Raw genomic sequence first — 18,455 nt, 5'->3', positions numbered from 1 at the left:
CAGCAGCCGCCGCGGAGGTACGGGGATCAGCGACGGCGGACAATGTCACCATGCGCGCCGACCGGCTCCTCTCCCTGCTCCTGCTGCTCCAGAACCGTGGGCGGATGACCGCCCCCGAGCTCGCCGCGGAGTTGGAGGTGTCGGTCCGCACGGTCTATCGGGACATCGAGGCACTCGGCGCTGCCGGTGTCCCGGTCCTCACCGACCGCGGCCCCGCGGGCGGCTACCGCCTCATGGACGGCTACCGCACCCGGCTGACCGGACTCACCGACGCCGAGGCCGGCTCGCTCTTCCTCAGCGGAGCGCCGGGACCGGCCCGCGAACTGGGCCTGGGCGCGGTCCTGACGACCGCTCAACTCAAGGTGCAGGCCGCGCTTCCGGCCGAACTGGCGGAACAGGCCCGCCGCGTCCAGGACCGCTTCCATCTGGACGCCCAGGCCTGGTTCAGGGACGCCGACCCGGTGCCGCATCTGGAGACCATCGCGCGGGCGGTGTGGGAGCAACGGCCGCTGCGGGCGCACTACCGGCGCTGGCGCGGGGAGGTCCACCGGGAACTGCGTCCGCTCGGCATCGTCCTCAAGAGTGGCATCTGGTATCTGGTGGCAGGAATGGAGGAGGCGGTACGGACGTACCGGATCTCCCGGTTCCTGGCCGTGGACACCATCGGTACGCCCTTCGAACGCCCCGCCGGATTCGACCTGGCCGCCTACTGGGAGGCTAGCTCCCGGCGTCTGGAGGCGGCCCTGCACCAGGAAACCGCACACCTGCGCATCTCGCCCCGAGCCCAGCGACTGCTCCCCATACAGTTCGGCGCGGTGGGCGCACGAGCCCTGGAGAGTGCCGGCCCGCCGGACGACGACGGCTGGGTGCACGTGGAGATGGCCGTAGAAGCACAGTCCGTCGCGGTCAGCGACCTCCTGAGACTCGGCACGGACGCGGAGGTCCTCGGGCCTCCCGCACTGCGACGGGCCGTCGCCGAGGCCGTGACCGTGCTGGCGGACCGCTACGCGGTCGGCCCGGCGCCCACGGACGGGTAGGGCCTACGACGTTCGTGTGCACCTGAGTCGAGGAATACGGGGAGGCGAGGTCGATGACCGCGCTCAAGGCCACTGCCGTGCGCAGCGCCCGGATCATCCTCACGTCCCGGGCGACGGTCTGACCTCATCCGGATCACCCTCGCCGGGAGCGTGAGCCCGCGAGGTGACCTGTTGCCTGAAGTGACGCTGCTGGTCGAATGGCCCGAGGACGCCCAAGAACCCACCGGCTGCTGGCTCACCAGCCTGCCCGCCGACACCCCGCCGGCCGAACTGGTCCGCCTGGCCAAGATCCGCTGGCGCATCGAGCACGACTACCGGGAACTCAAGCACGGCCTCGGCCTGGACCACTTCGAGGGACGTTCCTGGGCCGGGTGGCATCACCACGTCACCCTGGTCACCGCCGCCCACGCGTTCCTCACCGAACAGCGACTGGCCCCAAAAGCCGATACAGCGGACTCACCCTCCACCAGACCCTCGACGCCATCCAAGACCTGCTGAACTGCTGGACCGGAACCTGCACCACCTGCCACCGCCCCCTGCCCAGAACATCCCCCACCAGCCCAAACTCAAGAGCCAGAGCAACCTAACGGAGTCCTACTAGGGCGTGATGCGGAAGTCCGGCCGTCCGGACTTCCACAACCCGCCCTGGCCGAACCCGCCGTGCGGGAGCATCCCGCTCCCGCACGGCCCCCGAGCCGCCGGCCCTAGTCGACGTCTACCGCCCGCTCGAAGAACGTCTCCAGCACCACCGTCGCCTGCGTCCCGCTCACGCCCTCGATCGCGTACAAGCGACGCAACACGTCCTGGAGTTGCTCCGTGGTCGCGGTGCGGACCTTCACCAGGACGGCGGCGCTGCCCGCGATGACGTGGGCCTCCTGGATCTCGGGTATCGCGGCGAAGGAGTCGGCGCGGTCGCCCATCCAAGCCGTCGCGTCGACCAGGACGAAGGAGAGGACACCGCGGTCGAGCGCCGCGGGGTCGACATCGACGACCGTGGCCCGGATGACCCCCTGTTCGCGCAGCTTGCGCACGCGCTCGTGCGCGGCGCCCGCCGACAGGCCGACCGCCCTGCCCAGCGCCGCGTAAGACCGGGTGGCGTCGCGCTGGAGCAGGGCGATCAACTGCCGGTCGATGTCATCCACTCGTCTCATGGGAAAACCATATAACGTTCGGTCATACGCGTGTTAAGTTGAAGGAAATCCTGCTCCATCTCGCCGAGGGGACCCCATGTCCGGCCACATCGTCGACGACCCGTACGAGATCCTGGACGACCGTTTCCGCACCGGACGCTGTACGAACGGCGACAGCAGGCTGGAGGTGCTGTACGACGGCTGCCGCTGGACCGAGGGTCCCCTGTACCTCCCCGCCTGGCGTCAGCTGATCTGGAGCGACATCCCCAACGACCGCATCCTGCGCTGGGACGAGGCCACCGGCGCGGTGTCCCTCTTCCGCAGCCCGGCCGGCCACAGCAACGGCAACACGCTCGACCGGCAAGGCCGGTTGGTCACCTGCGAGCAGGGCAACCGCCGCGTCACCCGCACCGAGCCCGACGGCTCGGTCACCGTCCTCGCCGACCGGTACGCGGGCAAGCGGCTCAACAGCCCGAACGACGCCGTCGTACGCTCCGACGGCACCATCTGGTTCTCCGACCCGGACTTCGGCATCACCAGCGACTACGAGGGCCACCGGGCCGAGTCCGAGATCGGCGCGTGCAACGTCTACCGCATCGACCCGGCGACCGGGGAGGTCCACCTCGCCGCCGACGGATTCGACGGACCCAACGGCGTCATCCTGTCCCCCGACGAGAAGCGGCTGTACGTCTCCGACTCGCGGGCCGCCCGCATCCATGTCCACGACGTCCGCGACGACGGCTCGCTCGCGAACGGCAGGATCTTCGCCCAGGCCCGGGAGGGCGTCCACTTCGACAACATCCGCTTCGACGACGAGGGCCGCCTGTGGGCCGCCGCCCTGCACGACGGCATCCACTGCTACGACCCCGACGGCACCCTCATCGGCCGGCTCCGCGTGCCCGAGCCCGTCTCCAACATCACCTTCGGCGGCCCGAAGAACAACCGCCTGTTCATCACGGCCACCACCTCCCTGTACTCGCTGATGATGTCGGTGACGGGCGCGCCCCGCGTCTGAACAGTGACCGACGCGCCGCCCGGGGGCCGTCTCGCCGGCCCTCACGCGGCGCACCGTGCTCACCGGCCGAGGAACCCGGTGACCGCCTCGCGGTACACGGCGGGCTGTTCCACGTCGATCAGCCGGCCCGCCCCGGTCACCGTCCGGACGGTGGCCTCCGGCATGACCTCCGCGTACCCCCGTGCGATCCCGGGGTTCTTGTAGTCGCACGCGCCCCGCAGGGCCGGCACCGGCACGTGGCTCCGGCCGGTCGGGGTGGTCGGCGAGGTGCGCGGCGGCGGGCGTCGCCCCCCCAGGGCGAACCGAAGCAGCACCACCCGCTCGGCGCCGATCCGCCGGCGTACGGCCTCCAGGTCGGCGACCTGACGGGCCACCGTGCAGCCGCGCGGATCGGCCGGTTCGAGCGCCGGGGAGACCGAGGCGCCTCAGCGCTCCGGCGCGTCAGGCGTCATGTCGTACTCGTCGACGTCCACGACCGCCCCGGTGGCCGCGAGGAAGGCGAGTACGTCACGGCCCAGGTGCCAACCGAACAGACCCGGAGACGCCGACAGGCCGCCCTCACCGGGCTCCTCCGAGTCGTCGGAGTCGTTGAAGTAGCGGACGATCTGCAGCACCGCGACCGCGCCCGGCCCGTCCTCCGCGCCCAGCCGGGCGGCGAGTTCCGCGATGCGGGGGGTGTGCGGGCGGAGCCGGTCGAGCAGCCTCGCCACCTGATCGTCGACGCCCAGACCGCCGTCCCGGCACGCGACCTTCCAGCGGTGCACGGCCGGCCGTACGACGGGCTCGGTGCCGTGAGCGCCGCGGACGGTCGTCTCGTCCGGCTCGATGCCAAGGAACGCCGTCATCTCGCGGGCGGTGGTGTTCTCACTGGAGAGGGCGAAGTAGACGTACTGACGCACAGGCACCGGGAGAGCGTACCGGCGCGGCCGGTCGGCGTGACACGCCGCCGGACGGCCCATCCTGTCGCAATACGGCTTATCAGGTCATAACGTACAGAATATGACGAAACCTCATTTCGCCTATCTCGCATGCACCGCGGCCCTCGTCGGCTCGGCACTCGGCGCGGCCCCGCCCGCCCCCGCCCCCATGGTCCACGTGGTGCTCCCGGGGGAATCGATTCAGCAGGCGGTGGACGCCGCGCGGCCCGGCGACACGGTCCTGCTGACCCCCGGCGTCTACCGGGAGAGCGTCCGGGTGACCACGTCCGGGGTGACCCTGCGCGGCGTGGGCCGCAGCACCGTCCTCCAGCCGGCCGCCACCACGAAGACCAGCACGAAGACCACGACGAAGACCACCACCAAGGCCTCCGGCACGAAGGCCGCCGACAGCTGTGCCCGGGCCGGCAACGGCATCTGTGTGGAAGGCATCGACGGCAGCCCCGTCGAGGGCGTCACCGTCGCCTCGCTGACCCTCTCCGGCTTCGCCAAGAACGGACTGTGGGCGTCGGAGACCGACCAGCTGACCGTGCGCAAGGTGACCGCCGAGAAGAACGGGCAGTGGGGCATCGCCCAGCAGCGCTCCACCGGCGGCGTCTTCGTGAACAACGCCGCTCGCGACAACGGCGACGCGGGCCTGTTCCTCGCCAACTCGGTCACGGAAGAGGGCGGAGCCACGGACTCCCGCGGAGCGCTGATCGCACGCAACCGTCTTGAGGGCAACCGGGTCGGCGTCACCGTACGGCGCCTGAGGAACCTCACCGTCGCGCGCAACGACATCACCGGGAACTGCGCGGGGGTGTTCGTCGTCGGTGACGAGACGCCCCCGCGGGCCGGCGCACTGACCGTGCGCGACAACCGCGTCGTGCAGAACAACAAGTACTGCGCGAAGACCCCCCGGCTGCCCTTCCTTCAGGGCTCCGGCATCGTCCTGACCGGCGCCGAGAAAACCCTGGTCACCCGGAACCTGATCACGGACAACGCCGGCGCCTCCCCGTTGTCCGGTGGCGTCGTGCTCTTCAAGAGCCTGGTCGGCACCACGAACGAGCGGAACCTCATCAGCGACAACACGCTGGAGCGCAACGCCCCGGCGGACCTCGTCGACACGGACACCGCCGCGACCGGCAACACCTTCGAGGGCAACGCCTGCGGCGCCTCTCGGCCCGCCGGCCTCTGCTGACCCGCCCGGCCCCACCCCACTGGACCCAGAAAGAGGAAAGGCGGCACATGACGACCGCAAGCACTGCCGACCCGACCGCGGGAACGGCACCCCCGCCGTCCATGCGGCTGAGGGAACTCGCGTTCGGGGCGGCTTGTGCCGCCGCCCTGCGCGCGGCCGCCCGGCTGGGGGTCGCCGACGCGCTGGGGGACAGCCCCATGAGCGTGCCGGACCTCGCGGCCGCGGTGAAGGCCGAGCCGAAGCCGCTGCGACGGCTCCTGCGCGCCCTGTCCTGCTACGGCGTCTTCACCGAGCGCGAGGACGGAACGTTCGCGCACTCCGACATGTCCCGGCTGCTGCGCGAGGACGACCCGGGCAGCCTGCGCTACATCACCCTGTGGTGCACCGAGCCCTGGACCTGGGACGCGTGGCCGCTCCTCGACGAGGCGGTGCGCACCGGCGGGAACGTGGTGGAGGAGCTCTACGGCAAGGAGTTCTTCCAGTACCTCAACGAGGACGCCCCCGCGTCGGCCGACATCTTCAACCGGGCCATGACGACGTCGAGCATGCAGTCCGCGCGGGACGTCGCCCAGCTCCTCGACCTGTCGGGCAGCAAGTCGGTCGCCGACATCGGCGGCGGCCAGGGGCATGTGGTGGCGAGCCTGCTGGAGAAGTACCCGAAGATGCAGGGCAGCCTTCTCGACCTGCCACGCGTGGTGCAGAACGCCGATCCGCGGCTGCGCGACGGGGGCGCCCTCGCGGACCGGGTGCGCATCGTCCCCGGCGACGTTCGCGAGGCCGTCCCGGTCCAGGCCGACGTGTACGTCATCAAGAACATCCTGGAGTGGGACGACGACAGCACCGCCCGGACCCTGCGCAACGTCATCGAGGCGGGCGGGCCCGGGACCCGGGTCGTGGTCATCGAGAACCTCGTCGACGACACCCCGTCGATGCGGTTCAGCACCGCGATGGACCTGCTGCTGCTCCTCAACGTCGGCGGGGCGAAGCACACCACCGAGAGCATGGTCTCCCGGCTGACCGAGGCGGGCCTGGTCATCGACGAGATCAGTCCCGTCAACCCCTACCTGCACGCGTTCGACTGCATCGTCCCCGCATGAGCGCCCCTTGAGACACCGCCGGTCGCCGGGCCCGCGACACAGCGGACCCGGCGACCGGCGGCCGTCGACACAGGCTCAGGCGGAGGAGTCCCGCTCCCAGCGGTAGAAGCAGTGCGCCATCGCGTCCTTGGGGGAGCGCCACGTCGCCGGGTCGTACGCGCTGACGTACGCCGACAGACGCTCGCTGACGTCCCTGAACTCGGGGTGGCCCGCCACCTTGGCGATGGCGGGGCCGGGGTCCTGCTCGGACTCGATGAGGTGCAGGTACACGTCACCGAACTGGAAGAGACCGCGTCGGGCCACCCCCACGAGGTGGGGGAGTTCTCCCCGGTCGGAGTCCTCGAAGATCTTGGCGATGTCCGGGGCCGAACCGGGTGCCATCCGGGCGACGATCAGGGCTTGGTGCATGGGGACTGTCCTCCGTACGGCTCAGTCGGTCAGGCCCGGGGCGGACCCGTGCTCGGCGGCGGCCTTCTCGATCCGGTCCCGGATCAGGGCCATCTGGATCTTGGAGTTGCGGTTGATGTTGTCCGTCATCCAGGCGTCGTCGACCGGCGCGTCGGGCTTCATGGCGAAGTCCTGGGTCCAGATCATCCGAGTGCCCTGGGGGACCTCCTCGTACTGCCACCGGATGTCCATGTGGGCGAACGGCCCGGTCTCGACCCGGCGGGCCTTCACGGTGAGCGTGTCGCGGTCGGGCTCCCGTTCGGAGACCCAGCTCCACACCGTGCCGTTCTCGTCGGGGTGCATGGTCAGCCGGAAGGTGGTCTTGTTCCCCTCCTTCGACAGGATCTCGACTGAGGCGTACTCGCTGAACAGCCGCGGCCAGTTGGCCAGGTCGTTGGTCATGTCCCAGACGAGGTCCAGCGGCGCGGCGATGGTGATCTCGTTCTGCGTGTGTCCGGCCATGTCACGCTCCTGCCATGAAGGCGCTGTTGACGAGCTCGAGGAACTGACGGGGCGTCTTGCTGCGCTCCGCGTCGGGCGGCATCGGCGTGCCGTAACGATTCTCCAGCTCGCCGACAATGCCCAGCAGACCGAGCGAGTCGATGCCGAGGGTGTCGAAACCGGCGTCGTACTGCTCCTGAAGCTGCTGCGGGGCGACGGTGACCCCGGCGGCCTTCTTCATGAGCTCGGACAGCTCTTCCACGGTGATGCGGTCACTCATGCGGATCCTCTCCTTGCGCTGCTTGCTGTGGGCTGTGCACTGCCTCGCTACGAGGCGTCGGCGGCGCCGTGCCTGAGCACGAGCGCCGAGTTCGAACCCATGAGTCCCCGACTCAGGACCAGCGCCGTGCGCACCTCGGCGGCGCGGGCGCGGACGGTCACCACGTCGAGGTCATGGCAGACGTCGAAGACGTTCGGGGTGGGTGGGATCAGGCCGTGCTCCATCGCGAGCACCGCCGTCGCGGCGTCCAGGACGGGTGCCGCGCAGTAGCCGCGCCCCGTACCCGTCTTCGGCGCGGTGACGGGCACGCGCCTGCCGTGCGCGCCGAGGGCGTCGGCGATCGCCAGCGCCTCGGCCCGGTCCGCCTCCGGCACACCGAGCGCGTCGGCGAAGACCACGTCGATCTCCTCGGGCGCGCAGCCGGCCTCGTCCAGGGCACCGCGGATGGCCTGCGCGAGCCCTTCCCGGGACCTGTCCCAGCGGGAGGCGCCGGTGAAGGTCGCCGCGTGCCCGGCGAGCGTGGCCCGCACCCGCACGTCCCGCTCCCGGGCCGAGGACGCCTCCTCCACGACCACCATGGCGCCGCCCTCGGCCGGTACGAACCCGCAGGCGCCGTCGGTGAACGGCCGGTAGGCGCGCGCCGGGTCCTCGACGGTGCTGAGCTCCTCGTAACCGAGCTGGCACACCATCGAGTACGGCGCGAGCGGCGCCTCGGTCGAGCCGGCCACGATCACATCGGTGCCGCGCCGCACCGCCCTCGCGGCGTGCGCGAGGGCGTCGAGACCGCCGGCCTCGTCGGCGGCGACCACCGAGCAGGGCCCCTTGAAGCCCCGGCGGATGGAGATCTGGCCGGTGCTGGCGGCGTAGAACCAGGCGATGGACTGGTACGGGCCGACGAACCGGCTGCCCTTGCCCCACAGTTGCTGGAGCTCCCGCTGGCCGAACTCACCGCCGCCGGACCCGGCCGCGGTGACCACGCCCACCGAGAACGGTGCCGCGTCGGTGTCGGCCTGGCCGAGGCCGGCATCCTCCAGCGCGAGGTCGGCCGCGGCCATCGCGAAGTGCGTGAAGCGGTCGGTCTGGACGAGGAAGCGCTCCTCGACCACCGCCGACGGCTCGAACTCACGCACCTCGCCGGCCACCCGCAGCGGCAGGTGCTCACAGCCCTCGCGGGTGACCCGGTCGAGGACGCTGACGCCCTCCTGGGTGGACTTCCAGAACGTCTCGGTGCTCGTTCCGTTGGGCGCGATCACACCGATACCGGTGACGGCCGCGCGCCGTGCACGGGGTTCGCTCATCGTGTCCTCTCCCTCGACCGGCTCAGGACCACTGCGGACTGGAAGCCGCCGAACCCGCTGCCCACGGAGAGCACGCTGTTCAGTCTCCGTTCGCGGGCGACGCGCGGCACGTAGTCCAGGTCGCACTCGGGGTCGGGCGTCTCGTAGTTCGCGGTGGGCGGTACCACCTGGTGGGCCAGGGCCAGCACACAGGCCACGACCTCGATCGCCCCGATCGCTCCAAGGGAGTGACCCACCATGGACTTGATGGAACTCATGGGCGTGTCGTAGGCGTGGTGGCCCAGCGCCCGCTTCACCGCGGCGGTCTCGTGGCGGTCGTTCTGCCGGGTACCCGAGCCGTGCGCGTTGACGTAGTCGATCGCCGAGCCGTCGAGGCGGGCGTGGTCGAGGGCGTCGTCGATGGCGCGGGCCATCTCGAGGCCCTCGCTGGTCAGACCGGTCATGTGATAGGCGTTGCCGAAGGTGGCGTAACCGGAGAGCTCGCAGTACACATGGGCGCCGCGGGCCCGCGCGTGCTCCAGCTCCTCCAGGACCAGCACCGCCCCGCCCTCGCCCATGACGAACCCGTCCCGGTTGTTGTCGAACGGCCGGGAGGCGTGCGCCGGGTCGTCGTTGTTCGGGGACGTGGCCTTGATCGCGTCGAAGCAGGCCATGGTGATCGGCGAGATCGGCGAGTCCGAGGCACCCGCGATGCAGACGTCGGCCCGGCCCTCCTGCACGGTGTGGAAGGCGTACCCGACCGCGTCGAGCCCGGAGGTGCAGCCCGTGGAGACGGTCTGCACCGGCCCGCACGCCCCGAACCGCTCCGCCACCGTCGAGGCCAGCGTGCTCGGCGAGAACGCGCGGTGCAGATGCGGCTCCGCCTCGCCGTGGTCCACGTCCCACCGCTGGCCCCGGTGACTGACCAACACGTAGTCGTGCTCGAGGCGGGTGGTGCCGCCGACCGCCGTGCCCAGGGAGACTCCGACCCGCCAGGGGTCCTCCCGGGCCAGGTCGAGACCGGAGTCGCGGACGGCCTCGGCCCCGGCGACCAGGGCGAACTGGATGTACCGGTCGCCCCGGGCGACGTCCTCGGCGTCCAGTCCGTGCGCCGCCGGGTCGAAGTCGCACTCGGCGGCGATCCGCGACCGCAGACCGGTCGGGTCGAAGAAGGTGATGCCCCGTGTCGCGGTGCGCCCCTGGGACAGCAGGTCCCAGAAGGCCGGTACGCCGATACCGCCCGGGGCGACGACACCTATGCCGGTGACGGCCACGCGCCTGGTCATGAACGCACCTCACGTCGCTCGGCGGTGCGCTCCTCGCCCGCGTCGGCGTCGGCTCCCTCGGTGTCGACATGGCCCAGCCGGGGCTCGGGGGCCAGCGGGCCGAGGTGGAAGACGATCCGCGCCTCCACGTTGCCGACGTTGCGGAACCGGTGCCGCAGGTAGGCGGGGATCATGAGCCCCTGCTCCGGCAGCAGCGGGTGGGGCTCACCGTCCAGGTCCACCTCCAGCTGCCCGCAGACCACGTACACGAACTCCTCGGAATACGGGTGGTAGTGCTCGCCGATGCGGTCGCCGGGCTGGACGACGGCCACGCCCATGAAGCCGCTGGTGGAGCCGACCGTGGTGGGGGTGAGCATGGCGCGCAGGTCGCCCCCGCGCCGGGTGTTGGGCTCGACCTCGCTGAAGTCCACGATTCTGGGACGGGTTTTGATCACGACGTTCCTCCGATGGTGTGCTGCGTCGACATGAGGGGCGTGGCCGCCGCGGCCCGCGTCCTGGTGGATCAGGCGTCCGGCGACCGGCGGTCGGTGACGAGTTCCATCCGGGTGTGGGCGAGGAAGTGCGAGACGTCGCCGCCCCTGAGCGCGGAGGTGTCCGCGTCGAGGAGCTCCGCCAGCTCCGCCGCCCGCCCGGCCTCGGGAAGACCGAGGGCGAGGACGGGGTCGGCGGCGTCGAGGCCGCCGCGCACGTCGATCAGCCGGACCACGACGTCGTCGCGCTGGAAGATCGTGCTGCGCAGCACCGGGCTGCGCGGGTCGTCCGCCGCCGCCTCGTCCCGCTGGGCGAGCAACTCGGCCAGCCGCATGCCGCACCCCGGCCGGGCCGGGTAGTACAGCGCGTGCCGCTCGGCCTCCGGGTCCTGCTGGTTCGCCGTGACGTGGTGGACGGCGGGCAGCGCCGCCCGTGTGAAGAAGAGCCGGGCGGACTCGGGGTCGTTGAGGTCCCGGTCCTGCTCGAGATAGGGGTTGATGGCCTCCTCGACCGCCCGCACCTCGGGCTGCCGGGAGACGTGGCGCAGCGCCGCGAGCAGGTCGCCCCGCACCTCGATGGCCCGGACGACCCGGTTGCCGTGCATGAACAGCGAGGTGCGGCACAGCCGGGTGGTGTCGTCGACCCGCGGCTCGGGCGAGGCGTAGTCGGCGAGGATCTTGGCGACGGCCTCCTCGCTGCCCGGCTTGACCGTGAAGGTCAGCGCGTGCCGGATCACGCCGTCACCGATCCGGGGAGACGTCTGGAGCCGGCGCTTCCCGGCCTCGCGAGCGTCCGCCGCCGGGCCGCCGGTCTCGCGGACGACGTGGAAGCGCAGCGACCGGGTGTCCCGGACGCAGCTGTGCAACGGCTCCACCATCCGCACGTGCTCCTCGCTGTTCACCCAGGCGAGGAACGGCGGGGCGCTCTCCCACTCGCTGGTGATGAGCCACTGGGAGGGGTTCTCGATCGACTGGCAGAGCTGGTCGCTGACGTGCCCGGGAACCGACGCGACCTGGTTGCAGAGCTGCTCGTAGGCCTCCAGGAACTGCTGCTGGGCTCCGTCGTAGACGTCGACCAGCAGGACGACCCGGAGTCTGGAGCCGTCGAACACGGACTGGGAGACGCGTTGCGACGCCTGGCGGGTGGGGGGTGAAACAGGGGCGGACGTGGTGGTCATCCTGCGCACAACTCCTTCGCGGGGCAGAGGTGAACGCCGACCGCGTGAGGCGACGTCAGCGTTCCTCGATCTTGTGTCCGTCCCCGGAAGCGCGCGACTCGTATGAACTACGTGGGTGATCGCGGGGGCGGAACTGAGGGTTCCTCAGAGGTCTCGGTGGTGGCGTGAACATGGCAATCTCGGAACGCCGACCGAAGTGATTCCGGGCATGGCTGGGCCGCCACGCCGTGCCGGTGGGTCACGGGTGGCGGCCGCAGCGGGGTATCGCGTCGGGCACGGGTCAGGCCAGGCCGGCCGCGGTCTTCCTGCGGCGCAGGGTGTAGGCGCCGGCGCCGCCGAGGGCGAGGACGGCGAGGCCGCCGGCGGTCACGCCGGTGGTGCCGGCGAGGGCGCCGCCACCGGTGTGCATGCCGCCGTGGGGCTTGTCGTGGTCACCGCCGCCGCTCCAGGAGCCCTTGTCCTTCTCGCCGCTGCCGCTCCAGTCGTCCTTGTCCTTGGCGTAGTCGTCCTTCTCCTTGGCGTAGGAGTCCTTGGAGTGGTCGTCCTTGGAGTAGTCGTCCTTGGAGTAGGAGTCCTTGGAGGTGTCCTTCTCCTTGTAGGTCTCGGGGTCGTACTTGGGGTCGTGGGCGGTGGCCCAGTCGTCGCCGCCGGTGAGGGCGGTGAGGGCGCCGCCGCCGGTGTGGACCCCGCCGTGCGGCTTGCCGTGCTCGGCGTCCTTGTCCTTGTGGTGTTCCTTGCTGTGCGAGGAGGAGGTGTCGTCGTGGCCCCAGTCGTCGGCGGCGTGGGCGCCGGTGGCGGCCAGGGCGAGGACGGCGGAGGCCGCCGCGGTGGTCAGGAGCAGGCGGGCAGAACGCATGGGTAGTCCTTCCGTCATGGCCGGGCAGCCGACATGGCGTCAGCTGAACGGACCCGGTCTTGACGTGATCCACCGTCAAACAGCCACACTGATCCCACCACTCCAGACGCTCACTCGGGCGAACCCGACTGCGCCTTTTGGGGCTCGCGCAACGCGAACGCGCCCGATGTCTTGACGTGTTCTCGGCAAAGTGGCTTTCATGGGAGCGCTCCCATGCTCTCTTTCATGCCCACGTTTCTTGGCGCTCACTTTCTGGAGTCGCAGTGAGAAGAGCAAGAAGCACGACCCGAAAGACGCCCCTCGCCCGTCTGCTGACGGCACTGGCCGTCCTGCTCGGCCTCGTCGTCCTCGGCGCGGTCGTCCCGACCGCCGCACAGGCGGCCCAGTCGCCGCCCGGCGTCAAGGCCGCCGGTCTGCACATCAGCAACGGCCGACTGCTGGAGGGCAACGGTAATGACTTCGTCATGCGCGGCGTCAACCACGCCCACACCTGGTATCCGAACGAGCTCCAGTCGCTCGCCGATGTGAAGGCGCTGGGCGCCAACACCGTCCGCGTCGTCCTCTCCGACGGGCACCGCTGGACCAAGAACAGTGCCCAGGACGTGGCCAACGTGGTCGCCCAGTGCAAGGCCAACCGGCTCATCTGCGTCCTGGAGGTGCACGACACCACCGGCTACGGTGAGGAGGCCGCGGCCGGCACCCTCGATCACGCGGCCGACTACTGGATCAGCCTGAAGAGCGTCCTCGCCGGCGAAGAGAACTACGTCATCGTCAACATCGGCAACGAGCCCTGGGGCAACACCGACCCCGCAGGCTGGACCGACCCCACGGCCGCCGCCGTCAAGAAGCTTCGGAGCGCCGGGTTCGAGCACACCATCATGGTGGACGCGCCCAACTGGGGACAGGACTGGCAGGGCGTCATGCGTGCCAACGCCAAGACGGTCTACGACGCCGACCCCACCGGCAACCTGATCTTCTCGATCCACATGTACAGCGTCTTCGACACCGCGGCGGAGATCACGGATTACCTCAACGCCTTCGTCACCGCCAAGCTGCCCCTCCTCATCGGTGAGTTCGGCGGACCCGCCGACCAGTGGGGCGACCCCGACGAGGACACCATGATGGCCACCGCCCAGCAGCTCAAGCTCGGCTACCTCGCCTGGTCCTGGAGCGGCAACACCGACCCGATCCTGGACCTGTCGATCGGCTTCGACCCGAATCAGCTCAGCTCCTGGGGCCAGCGCATCTTCAACGGGGCCAACGGCATCGCCCAGACCTCCAAGGAGGCCACGGTCTTCGGCGGCGGCAGCCCGGGCGACACCCAGGCGCCGACCGCCCCCGGCACGCCGACCGCGTCCGCGGTGACGGCCACGTCCGCCACGCTCGGCTGGAGCGCAGCCACCGACAACGTCGGCGTCAGCGGCTACGACGTCGTCCGCGTCAGCGGCGGCTCCGAGACGAAGGTGGCCTCCTCCGCGACCAACAGCGTCTCCTTGACCGGCCTGGCCGCCGCCACCTCGTACACCTTCGCGGTGTACGCCCGTGACGCAGCCGGCAACCGCTCGGCACGCTCGGCCACGGTGAACGTCACCACCACGAGTGCGCCTGCCGGGAACTGCTCCGTCGGTTACCGCGTCGTGGGCGAGTGGCAGGGCGGCTTCCAGGGCGAGATCACCATCCGGAACACCGGAAACAGCGCCATCGACGGGTGGACCCTGGGCTTCGCCTTCGCAGGAGGCCAGACCGTCAGCAACATGTGGGGCGGGGCGCCCACCCAGAACGGTGGCGCGGTGAGTGTCGCCCCCGCCTCCTACACCTCGACCATCTCCGCGGGCGGCTCGGTGAGCGTCGGCTTCATCGCCGCGAAGGGCAGCACCAACACCGCGCCGACCTCGTTCACGCTGAACGGCAGCACCTGCGCGACCGCCTGACCCGGAACACCCCGTCGACCGGCGGGGGGCGCTCGGCCCCGGCCGGCCGCCATGCCGCCTGTGGTCAGGCCGGCCGCACCAGGCCGGACTCGTAGGCGAAGACCACGGCCTGGACGCGGGCGCGGGCACCGATCTTCGCGAGGATGTGGCTGACGTGGGACTTGACGGTGGTCGGAGCGATGGAGAGGCGGGCGGCGATCTCGGCGTTGGACCAGCCGGAGGCGACGGCCGTGAGCACGTCGCGCTCACGGTCGGTGAGGGCGTTCAGCCGGAGTTCGCCGCCGACGGGGTGGGTGGGGTGCTGTTGGCGGACGGCGTCGATGAGTTTGCGGGTGAGGCTTCGGGTGATGACGGCGTTGCCCGCGGCCACGCTGCGGATGGCGGAGGTGAGGTCGTCGGGCGTGGCGTCGTGGAGGACGAAGCCGGCGGCTCCGGCGCGCAGGGCGGCGTAGGAGTGTGCCTCGTCGTTCGTGGGGGTCAGGAGCAGCACGCGCGGGGCTCGGGTGCCGGCGCGGGGGAGGGGGTCGGGCCTGGTGATGCGGCGGATGGTGTCGATGCCGTCCCTCTGCGGGACACGGCTGTCCATCAGCACGACGTCCGGGCGGAGTTCGGCGCTCATACGAACCCCCTCGGCGCCGTCGGCCGCTTCGCCGACGGCGGTCAGTCCGGGATGGGCCGCGAGGAGCATGCGGAGGCCGAGGCGTTGCAGCGACTGGTCGTGGACGATGAGAACGGCAGTCATGATGGTTCCACTCTGAACGAAACCGTTTCGTTCACCCTGGGGCTCAGCGTAGCCCCGCACCCATCGAAACTGCACCGTTTCTTTGGTGGCTTCGATCACATCCGCCCTTGGTCGCTCCCCCCGATCACCCGGCTCAGCGCGTCCCTCGTGTACTCCTCGTCGTACTCCCCGCCCGTCAGCAGCACCTGCAGGCAGATCCCGTCGAGCAGGGCGAGCAGGGCTCGCGCGGTGGGTGGGTCGGTGCGCTCGGTGAGCAGGGCGGCGGCCTCCTCGCACCACTCGGCGGCGACGGTGCGCAGTGCGGGCCGGCGCAGGGCGGCGAGGTAGAGCTCGTACTCCAGCTCCACGCCGGTGCGGTCGCCGTCCAGCCACTCGCCGGTGAGGCGGGCCAGCTCGGCGGCGAGGTCGCGGTCGGGGTCGGCGAGGGCACCGCCGTGTTCGCGTACCACCTTGGCGAAGCCCTCGTTGGCCTGGCGCAGGGCGGCCACGAGGAGGTCGTCGAGGGTCTTGAAGTGGTACGTGGTGGAGCCGAGCGGCACATCCGCCTCGGTGGCGACGGTGCGGTGGCTGAGTCCGGCGATGCCGGAGCGGCCCACCACCCGGATCGCGGCGTCGATGATCCGCTGGCGCCGCTCGGGGTCGTACCGCCGTGCCGGCGCCATCAGTGCGCCCCGCCCAGATTGAGCAGCACGACACCGAAGATCACGAAGACGATCCCGGCGAGCTTGACGAACCCGGCCGACTCTCCCAGGAAGAGGATCCCGATCGACGCCACCGCCGCGGTGCCCGCCCCGGCCCAGATCGCGTACGCGGTGCCGACCTGCATCGACTTCAGCGTCTGGGCGAGCAGTGCGAAGGCGAGCAGATAGCCGGCGACCGTGCCGACCGAGGGCCAGACTTTGCTGAACCCCTCGCTGTACTTCATGGCCGTCGTCCCGGCCACCTCCGCCGCTATGGCCGCAGCCAGCAGTCCGTATCCCATGTGTACGAGTGTACACATCGTTGTGTACGTGCGTACACAGCGTGCGCCCGGTCCATCGCGGGCTGAGCGCAGCAGGAGCACGGTGATGTCGTCCGTGTACTGGGCCGTGGGCCAGTTGTGGTCGACGAGACTGCCGTCCAGGCCGTCCAGGCCGTGGTCGTCGGTCTACGCCCAGCAAAGGGCCGGGTTCGACGTCCAGACGCGGGCGCGTCCGTCCGGCCTCGGGCGTTCGCTCACCGCGTGCCGCCGGCTCCGATCGCCGAGCGTGCCCGAAGCGTGCCCGTCCGCGCCTCCTGGGTTGCCGTGTGGCGTGGTGACAAGGCCCCGCCGGGAAGCTGCGTTCCTGTGAGTACTGCCTGATCCCGCGCCCGTCACGGCCCTACCGTCCGGCCATGGACATGATGAATCGCACCAGACTGTTCGACGGGAGAAAAGGACGAGGAGTGGCCGCCGTGCTGGCGGCCCTGCTGACGGCGGGCGCGCTCACCGCCGCCGCCCCCGTGGCCCAGGGGCAGAACGCACGGACCGAGACCCCCGTGGTGTCGACGTCGCCCGTCACCGAGGTGACCGAGTCGGTGGTGCGGGTCAAGGTGCCGCTGCCGACGTCGTTCGGGGCCCGTCCGGCGGCCTGCGACTGGCTGTCGTACCTGCGCTACCGCTCCGTCGACGGCCCCGCCTCGTCGGCCGACGCCGACCGGATCCTCGTCGCCCAGCCCGGCATCCTGGAGGGGGCCGGGGCCTTCGACAGCGTCGCCCGCAACACCGTGGCGCGCGCCGCCGAGCAGGGACGGCACATCGAGTTCTGGGCCCTGGACCGGCGCTCCAACTGCCTGGAGGACCGCACCGGGATCGCCTCCGGCGACCAGCACACGGCCGTGGACTACTACTACCGGGGCAAGAAGGTCGAGGGCCGTACCTTCGCCGGGTACGCCGGCAACGGGGAACTCGGCTGGATGGCGAAGCTCGGCATCGAGCAGACCGTCCGCGACGAGTACGACCTCCTCACCGCCGAACTGCCCGACCAGGGCCTGCGCAAGCGGAAGGTGCTGTGCGGCGGGCACTCCCTCGGCGGCGTGATCACCGGCTACTTCGCGGCCGCCGACTTCGACGGCAACCGCGCCACCACGACGGACGCCGGATACCAGCAGTGCGCCGGCTACTTCGCCCTCGACACCACCGTCTCCACCTCCCTGGCCGACCTCAGCGGCAGCATCCCGGACGACACCAACCTGCCCGACATCGGCCTCGGGTACGGCGTGGTGCAGGCCGGGCTCGACACCGGGGTGCTGTCGCGCACGCTGTCCGCGCCGGTGCTGCTCAACCCCGAGACCATGACCCTGCTGGGCATCGCGGGCCTGGGTGCCGTACGGAATCCGGGCGGCGAGGCCGACCTGCCCAGCTACCTGCCCTCCAACGTCAACATCGAGGCCACCAACCGCTTTCTGTTCTCCAAGAACGCCGCCGCGTTCCTCACCGGCTCGCCCGCGGTGAAGGACTTCCGGCTCACCAACGCGGCCGTGCTCGGGGCGCTGCTCGACGACAACTCCGTACCCCTGGCGTTCCTGCAGAGCAGTGTGGGCTTCTTCGACGGCGGCCCCATCGCCGACAAGAGCTTCCCCGTCGCCAACGGCGGCTCCCAGCAGCCCGGGCTGTACGGCACCGCGTACAAGGCCATCCCGGACCAGCCGGGCGGGCCGCTGTACACCTGGCGCAACTACGACCGGGTCGGCGACCCTGACGACCCCCGCTACCGCTCGGCCGACGGCACGCCGTTCACGGGCGCCGACAAGGAGGTCACCGACGTCCAGGAACTGGCGCGCAGCTTCGCGGAGCAGCCGCTGGACTTCACCGAGCAGTACTTCCCGACCAAGCTGGTCACCGACATCCAGCTGGCCACCTCACCGCAGGTCAAGCGGCTCGTCGTCCACCCCGACGGGCTCAAGGCCAACCCGACGCTCACGGTCCTCGCGGGTGACGGGCTCCTCGCGGGCCGCGTCCCGGCCGACCTGCACCCCGTGGTCGCCGACGGTTACCAGCACCTCGACGTGCTGACCGCGGCAGCCGCGCAGAACAACGGGCGCCCCGAGCCGGTCTCCACCAACCTGGCCGCGTTCGCCCGGTAGCCGCACATGAGAAGGGCCCGGGAGGTGAATCCTCCCGGGCCCCATGCG

At 70.9% G+C, this 18,455-nt stretch carries 20 protein-coding genes and 1 pseudogene; 7 read left to right on the top strand and 14 right to left on the bottom strand.

The annotated features are described in order from the left end of the window. Positions 1-50: 50 nt before the first annotated feature. On the top strand, positions 51-1,037 hold the full coding sequence (locus tag AC067M_RS18180; protein ID WP_478697976.1) for a helix-turn-helix transcriptional regulator: 987 nt from the start codon (positions 51-53) through the stop codon (positions 1,035-1,037). A 168-nt stretch (positions 1,038-1,205) separates the two neighbouring features. Beyond that, positions 1,206-1,535 (top strand): annotated as a pseudogene (locus AC067M_RS18175) (transposase); the annotation flags it as partial. 206 nt (positions 1,536-1,741) lie between these two features. Here AC067M_RS18175 and AC067M_RS18170 read toward each other — a convergent pair. After that, complete coding sequence (locus tag AC067M_RS18170) at positions 1,742-2,179, bottom strand: Lrp/AsnC family transcriptional regulator (protein ID WP_478698017.1); 438 nt, start codon at positions 2,177-2,179, stop codon at positions 1,742-1,744. 85 nt (positions 2,180-2,264) lie between these two features. On the opposite strand from AC067M_RS18170, the gene AC067M_RS18165 reads away from it, so the two are divergent. Then, the gene (locus AC067M_RS18165; protein ID WP_478697975.1) at positions 2,265-3,182 is read left to right on the top strand and encodes an SMP-30/gluconolactonase/LRE family protein; all 918 of its coding nucleotides are present in this window, start codon (positions 2,265-2,267) and stop codon (positions 3,180-3,182) included. 59 nt (positions 3,183-3,241) lie between these two features. On the opposite strand, the gene AC067M_RS18160 is transcribed toward AC067M_RS18165, so the two are convergent. Both AC067M_RS18160 and AC067M_RS18155 read right to left on the bottom strand, forming a co-directional pair. Next, positions 3,242-3,556, bottom strand: a complete 315-nt coding sequence (locus tag AC067M_RS18160; RefSeq protein WP_478697974.1) for a hypothetical protein — start codon at positions 3,554-3,556, stop codon at positions 3,242-3,244. 51 nt (positions 3,557-3,607) lie between these two features. Continuing rightward, a complete protein-coding gene (locus AC067M_RS18155; RefSeq protein ID WP_478697973.1) occupies positions 3,608-4,087 on the bottom strand; it encodes a DUF4279 domain-containing protein in 480 nt (159 codons plus the stop codon). A 94-nt stretch (positions 4,088-4,181) separates the two neighbouring features. Here AC067M_RS18155 and AC067M_RS18150 point away from each other — a divergent pair, with 94 nt between their 5' ends. Both AC067M_RS18150 and AC067M_RS18145 read left to right on the top strand, forming a co-directional pair. Next, complete coding sequence (locus tag AC067M_RS18150) at positions 4,182-5,297, top strand: right-handed parallel beta-helix repeat-containing protein (RefSeq protein WP_478697972.1); 1,116 nt, start codon at positions 4,182-4,184, stop codon at positions 5,295-5,297. Positions 5,298-5,344: 47 nt separating this feature from the next. After that, positions 5,345-6,394, top strand: coding sequence for a methyltransferase (locus AC067M_RS18145; protein ID WP_478697971.1), 1,050 nt, complete (start codon positions 5,345-5,347; stop codon positions 6,392-6,394). Positions 6,395-6,469: 75 nt separating this feature from the next. On the opposite strand, the gene AC067M_RS18140 is transcribed toward AC067M_RS18145, so the two are convergent. The 8 genes from AC067M_RS18140 to AC067M_RS18105 all read right to left on the bottom strand — a co-directional run bounded on the left by AC067M_RS18140 (position 6,470) and on the right by AC067M_RS18105 (position 12,629). Next, positions 6,470-6,802, bottom strand: coding sequence for a TcmI family type II polyketide cyclase (locus AC067M_RS18140; RefSeq protein WP_478697970.1), 333 nt, complete (start codon positions 6,800-6,802; stop codon positions 6,470-6,472). A gap of 21 nt (positions 6,803-6,823) precedes the next feature. Further along, on the bottom strand, positions 6,824-7,303 hold the full coding sequence (locus AC067M_RS18135; protein ID WP_478697969.1) for an SRPBCC family protein: 480 nt from the start codon (positions 7,301-7,303) through the stop codon (positions 6,824-6,826). Between the two features lies 1 nt (position 7,304). After that, positions 7,305-7,562: an acyl carrier protein gene (locus AC067M_RS18130; RefSeq protein WP_478697968.1), complete on the bottom strand. Its 258-nt coding sequence runs from the start codon at positions 7,560-7,562 to the stop codon at positions 7,305-7,307. Between the two features lie 47 nt (positions 7,563-7,609). Next, a complete protein-coding gene (locus AC067M_RS18125; RefSeq protein ID WP_478697967.1) occupies positions 7,610-8,860 on the bottom strand; it encodes a ketosynthase chain-length factor in 1,251 nt (416 codons plus the stop codon). Beyond that, positions 8,857-10,125 (bottom strand): beta-ketoacyl-[acyl-carrier-protein] synthase family protein, encoded by a 1,269-nt coding sequence (locus AC067M_RS18120; RefSeq protein WP_478697966.1) that lies wholly within the window; start codon positions 10,123-10,125, stop codon positions 8,857-8,859. Before AC067M_RS18120 ends, AC067M_RS18125 begins: the two co-directional genes overlap by 4 nt. Continuing rightward, the gene (locus AC067M_RS18115; RefSeq protein ID WP_478697965.1) at positions 10,122-10,559 is read right to left on the bottom strand and encodes a cupin domain-containing protein; all 438 of its coding nucleotides are present in this window, start codon (positions 10,557-10,559) and stop codon (positions 10,122-10,124) included. Before AC067M_RS18115 ends, AC067M_RS18120 begins: the two co-directional genes overlap by 4 nt. Before the next feature lie 68 nt (positions 10,560-10,627). Next, complete coding sequence (locus AC067M_RS18110) at positions 10,628-11,773, bottom strand: SchA/CurD-like domain-containing protein (protein WP_478697964.1); 1,146 nt, start codon at positions 11,771-11,773, stop codon at positions 10,628-10,630. Between the two features lie 280 nt (positions 11,774-12,053). Continuing rightward, complete coding sequence (locus tag AC067M_RS18105; RefSeq protein ID WP_478697963.1) at positions 12,054-12,629, bottom strand: hypothetical protein; 576 nt, start codon at positions 12,627-12,629, stop codon at positions 12,054-12,056. A gap of 263 nt (positions 12,630-12,892) precedes the next feature. Here AC067M_RS18105 and AC067M_RS18100 point away from each other — a divergent pair, with 263 nt between their 5' ends. Further along, positions 12,893-14,560, top strand: coding sequence for a cellulase family glycosylhydrolase (locus tag AC067M_RS18100; protein WP_478697962.1), 1,668 nt, complete (start codon positions 12,893-12,895; stop codon positions 14,558-14,560). Positions 14,561-14,624: 64 nt separating this feature from the next. Here AC067M_RS18100 and AC067M_RS18095 read toward each other — a convergent pair whose 3' ends face one another. The 3 genes from AC067M_RS18095 to AC067M_RS18085 form a co-directional block, all read right to left on the bottom strand. Continuing rightward, a complete protein-coding gene (locus tag AC067M_RS18095; protein ID WP_478697961.1) occupies positions 14,625-15,302 on the bottom strand; it encodes a LuxR C-terminal-related transcriptional regulator in 678 nt (225 codons plus the stop codon). Between the two features lie 95 nt (positions 15,303-15,397). Further along, entirely contained in the window at positions 15,398-15,964 is a 567-nt protein-coding gene (locus AC067M_RS18090; RefSeq protein WP_478697960.1) for a TetR/AcrR family transcriptional regulator, read from the bottom strand. Further along, the gene (locus AC067M_RS18085; RefSeq protein ID WP_478697959.1) at positions 15,964-16,284 is read right to left on the bottom strand and encodes a DMT family transporter; all 321 of its coding nucleotides are present in this window, start codon (positions 16,282-16,284) and stop codon (positions 15,964-15,966) included. Before AC067M_RS18085 ends, AC067M_RS18090 begins: the two co-directional genes overlap by 1 nt. Positions 16,285-16,682: 398 nt before the next feature. Here AC067M_RS18085 and AC067M_RS18080 point away from each other — a divergent pair, with 398 nt between their 5' ends. Next, a complete protein-coding gene (locus AC067M_RS18080) occupies positions 16,683-18,407 on the top strand; it encodes a hypothetical protein (protein WP_478698016.1) in 1,725 nt (574 codons plus the stop codon). Positions 18,408-18,455 lie beyond the last annotated feature (48 nt).

Source organism: Streptomyces sp. NPDC043427 (assembly GCF_056436655.1).
The sequence above is the reverse complement of the archived record's forward strand: the minus strand, read 5'-3'. Positions and strand labels throughout refer to the sequence as shown.

Bases quoted from the DNA above. Each gene is read 5' to 3' on its own strand.
- AC067M_RS18180 (WP_478697976.1), top strand. From the start codon at position 51: ATGCGCGCCGACCGGCTCCTCTCCCTGCTCCTGCTGCTCCAGAACCGT.
- AC067M_RS18165 (WP_478697975.1), top strand. From the start codon at position 2,265: ATGTCCGGCCACATCGTCGACGACCCGTACGAGATCCTGGACGACCGT.
- AC067M_RS18150 (WP_478697972.1), top strand. From the start codon at position 4,182: ATGACGAAACCTCATTTCGCCTATCTCGCATGCACCGCGGCCCTCGTC.
- AC067M_RS18145 (WP_478697971.1), top strand. From the start codon at position 5,345: ATGACGACCGCAAGCACTGCCGACCCGACCGCGGGAACGGCACCCCCG.
- AC067M_RS18140 (WP_478697970.1), bottom strand. From the start codon at position 6,802: ATGCACCAAGCCCTGATCGTCGCCCGGATGGCACCCGGTTCGGCCCCG.
- AC067M_RS18135 (WP_478697969.1), bottom strand. From the start codon at position 7,303: ATGGCCGGACACACGCAGAACGAGATCACCATCGCCGCGCCGCTGGAC.
- AC067M_RS18130 (WP_478697968.1), bottom strand. From the start codon at position 7,562: ATGAGTGACCGCATCACCGTGGAAGAGCTGTCCGAGCTCATGAAGAAG.
- AC067M_RS18125 (WP_478697967.1), bottom strand. From the start codon at position 8,860: ATGAGCGAACCCCGTGCACGGCGCGCGGCCGTCACCGGTATCGGTGTG.
- AC067M_RS18120 (WP_478697966.1), bottom strand. From the start codon at position 10,125: ATGACCAGGCGCGTGGCCGTCACCGGCATAGGTGTCGTCGCCCCGGGC.
- AC067M_RS18110 (WP_478697964.1), bottom strand. From the start codon at position 11,773: ATGACCACCACGTCCGCCCCTGTTTCACCCCCCACCCGCCAGGCGTCG.
- AC067M_RS18105 (WP_478697963.1), bottom strand. From the start codon at position 12,629: ATGCGTTCTGCCCGCCTGCTCCTGACCACCGCGGCGGCCTCCGCCGTC.
- AC067M_RS18095 (WP_478697961.1), bottom strand. From the start codon at position 15,302: ATGACTGCCGTTCTCATCGTCCACGACCAGTCGCTGCAACGCCTCGGC.
- AC067M_RS18090 (WP_478697960.1), bottom strand. From the start codon at position 15,964: ATGGCGCCGGCACGGCGGTACGACCCCGAGCGGCGCCAGCGGATCATC.
- AC067M_RS18085 (WP_478697959.1), bottom strand. From the start codon at position 16,284: ATGGGATACGGACTGCTGGCTGCGGCCATAGCGGCGGAGGTGGCCGGG.
- AC067M_RS18080 (WP_478698016.1), top strand. From the start codon at position 16,683: ATGATGAATCGCACCAGACTGTTCGACGGGAGAAAAGGACGAGGAGTG.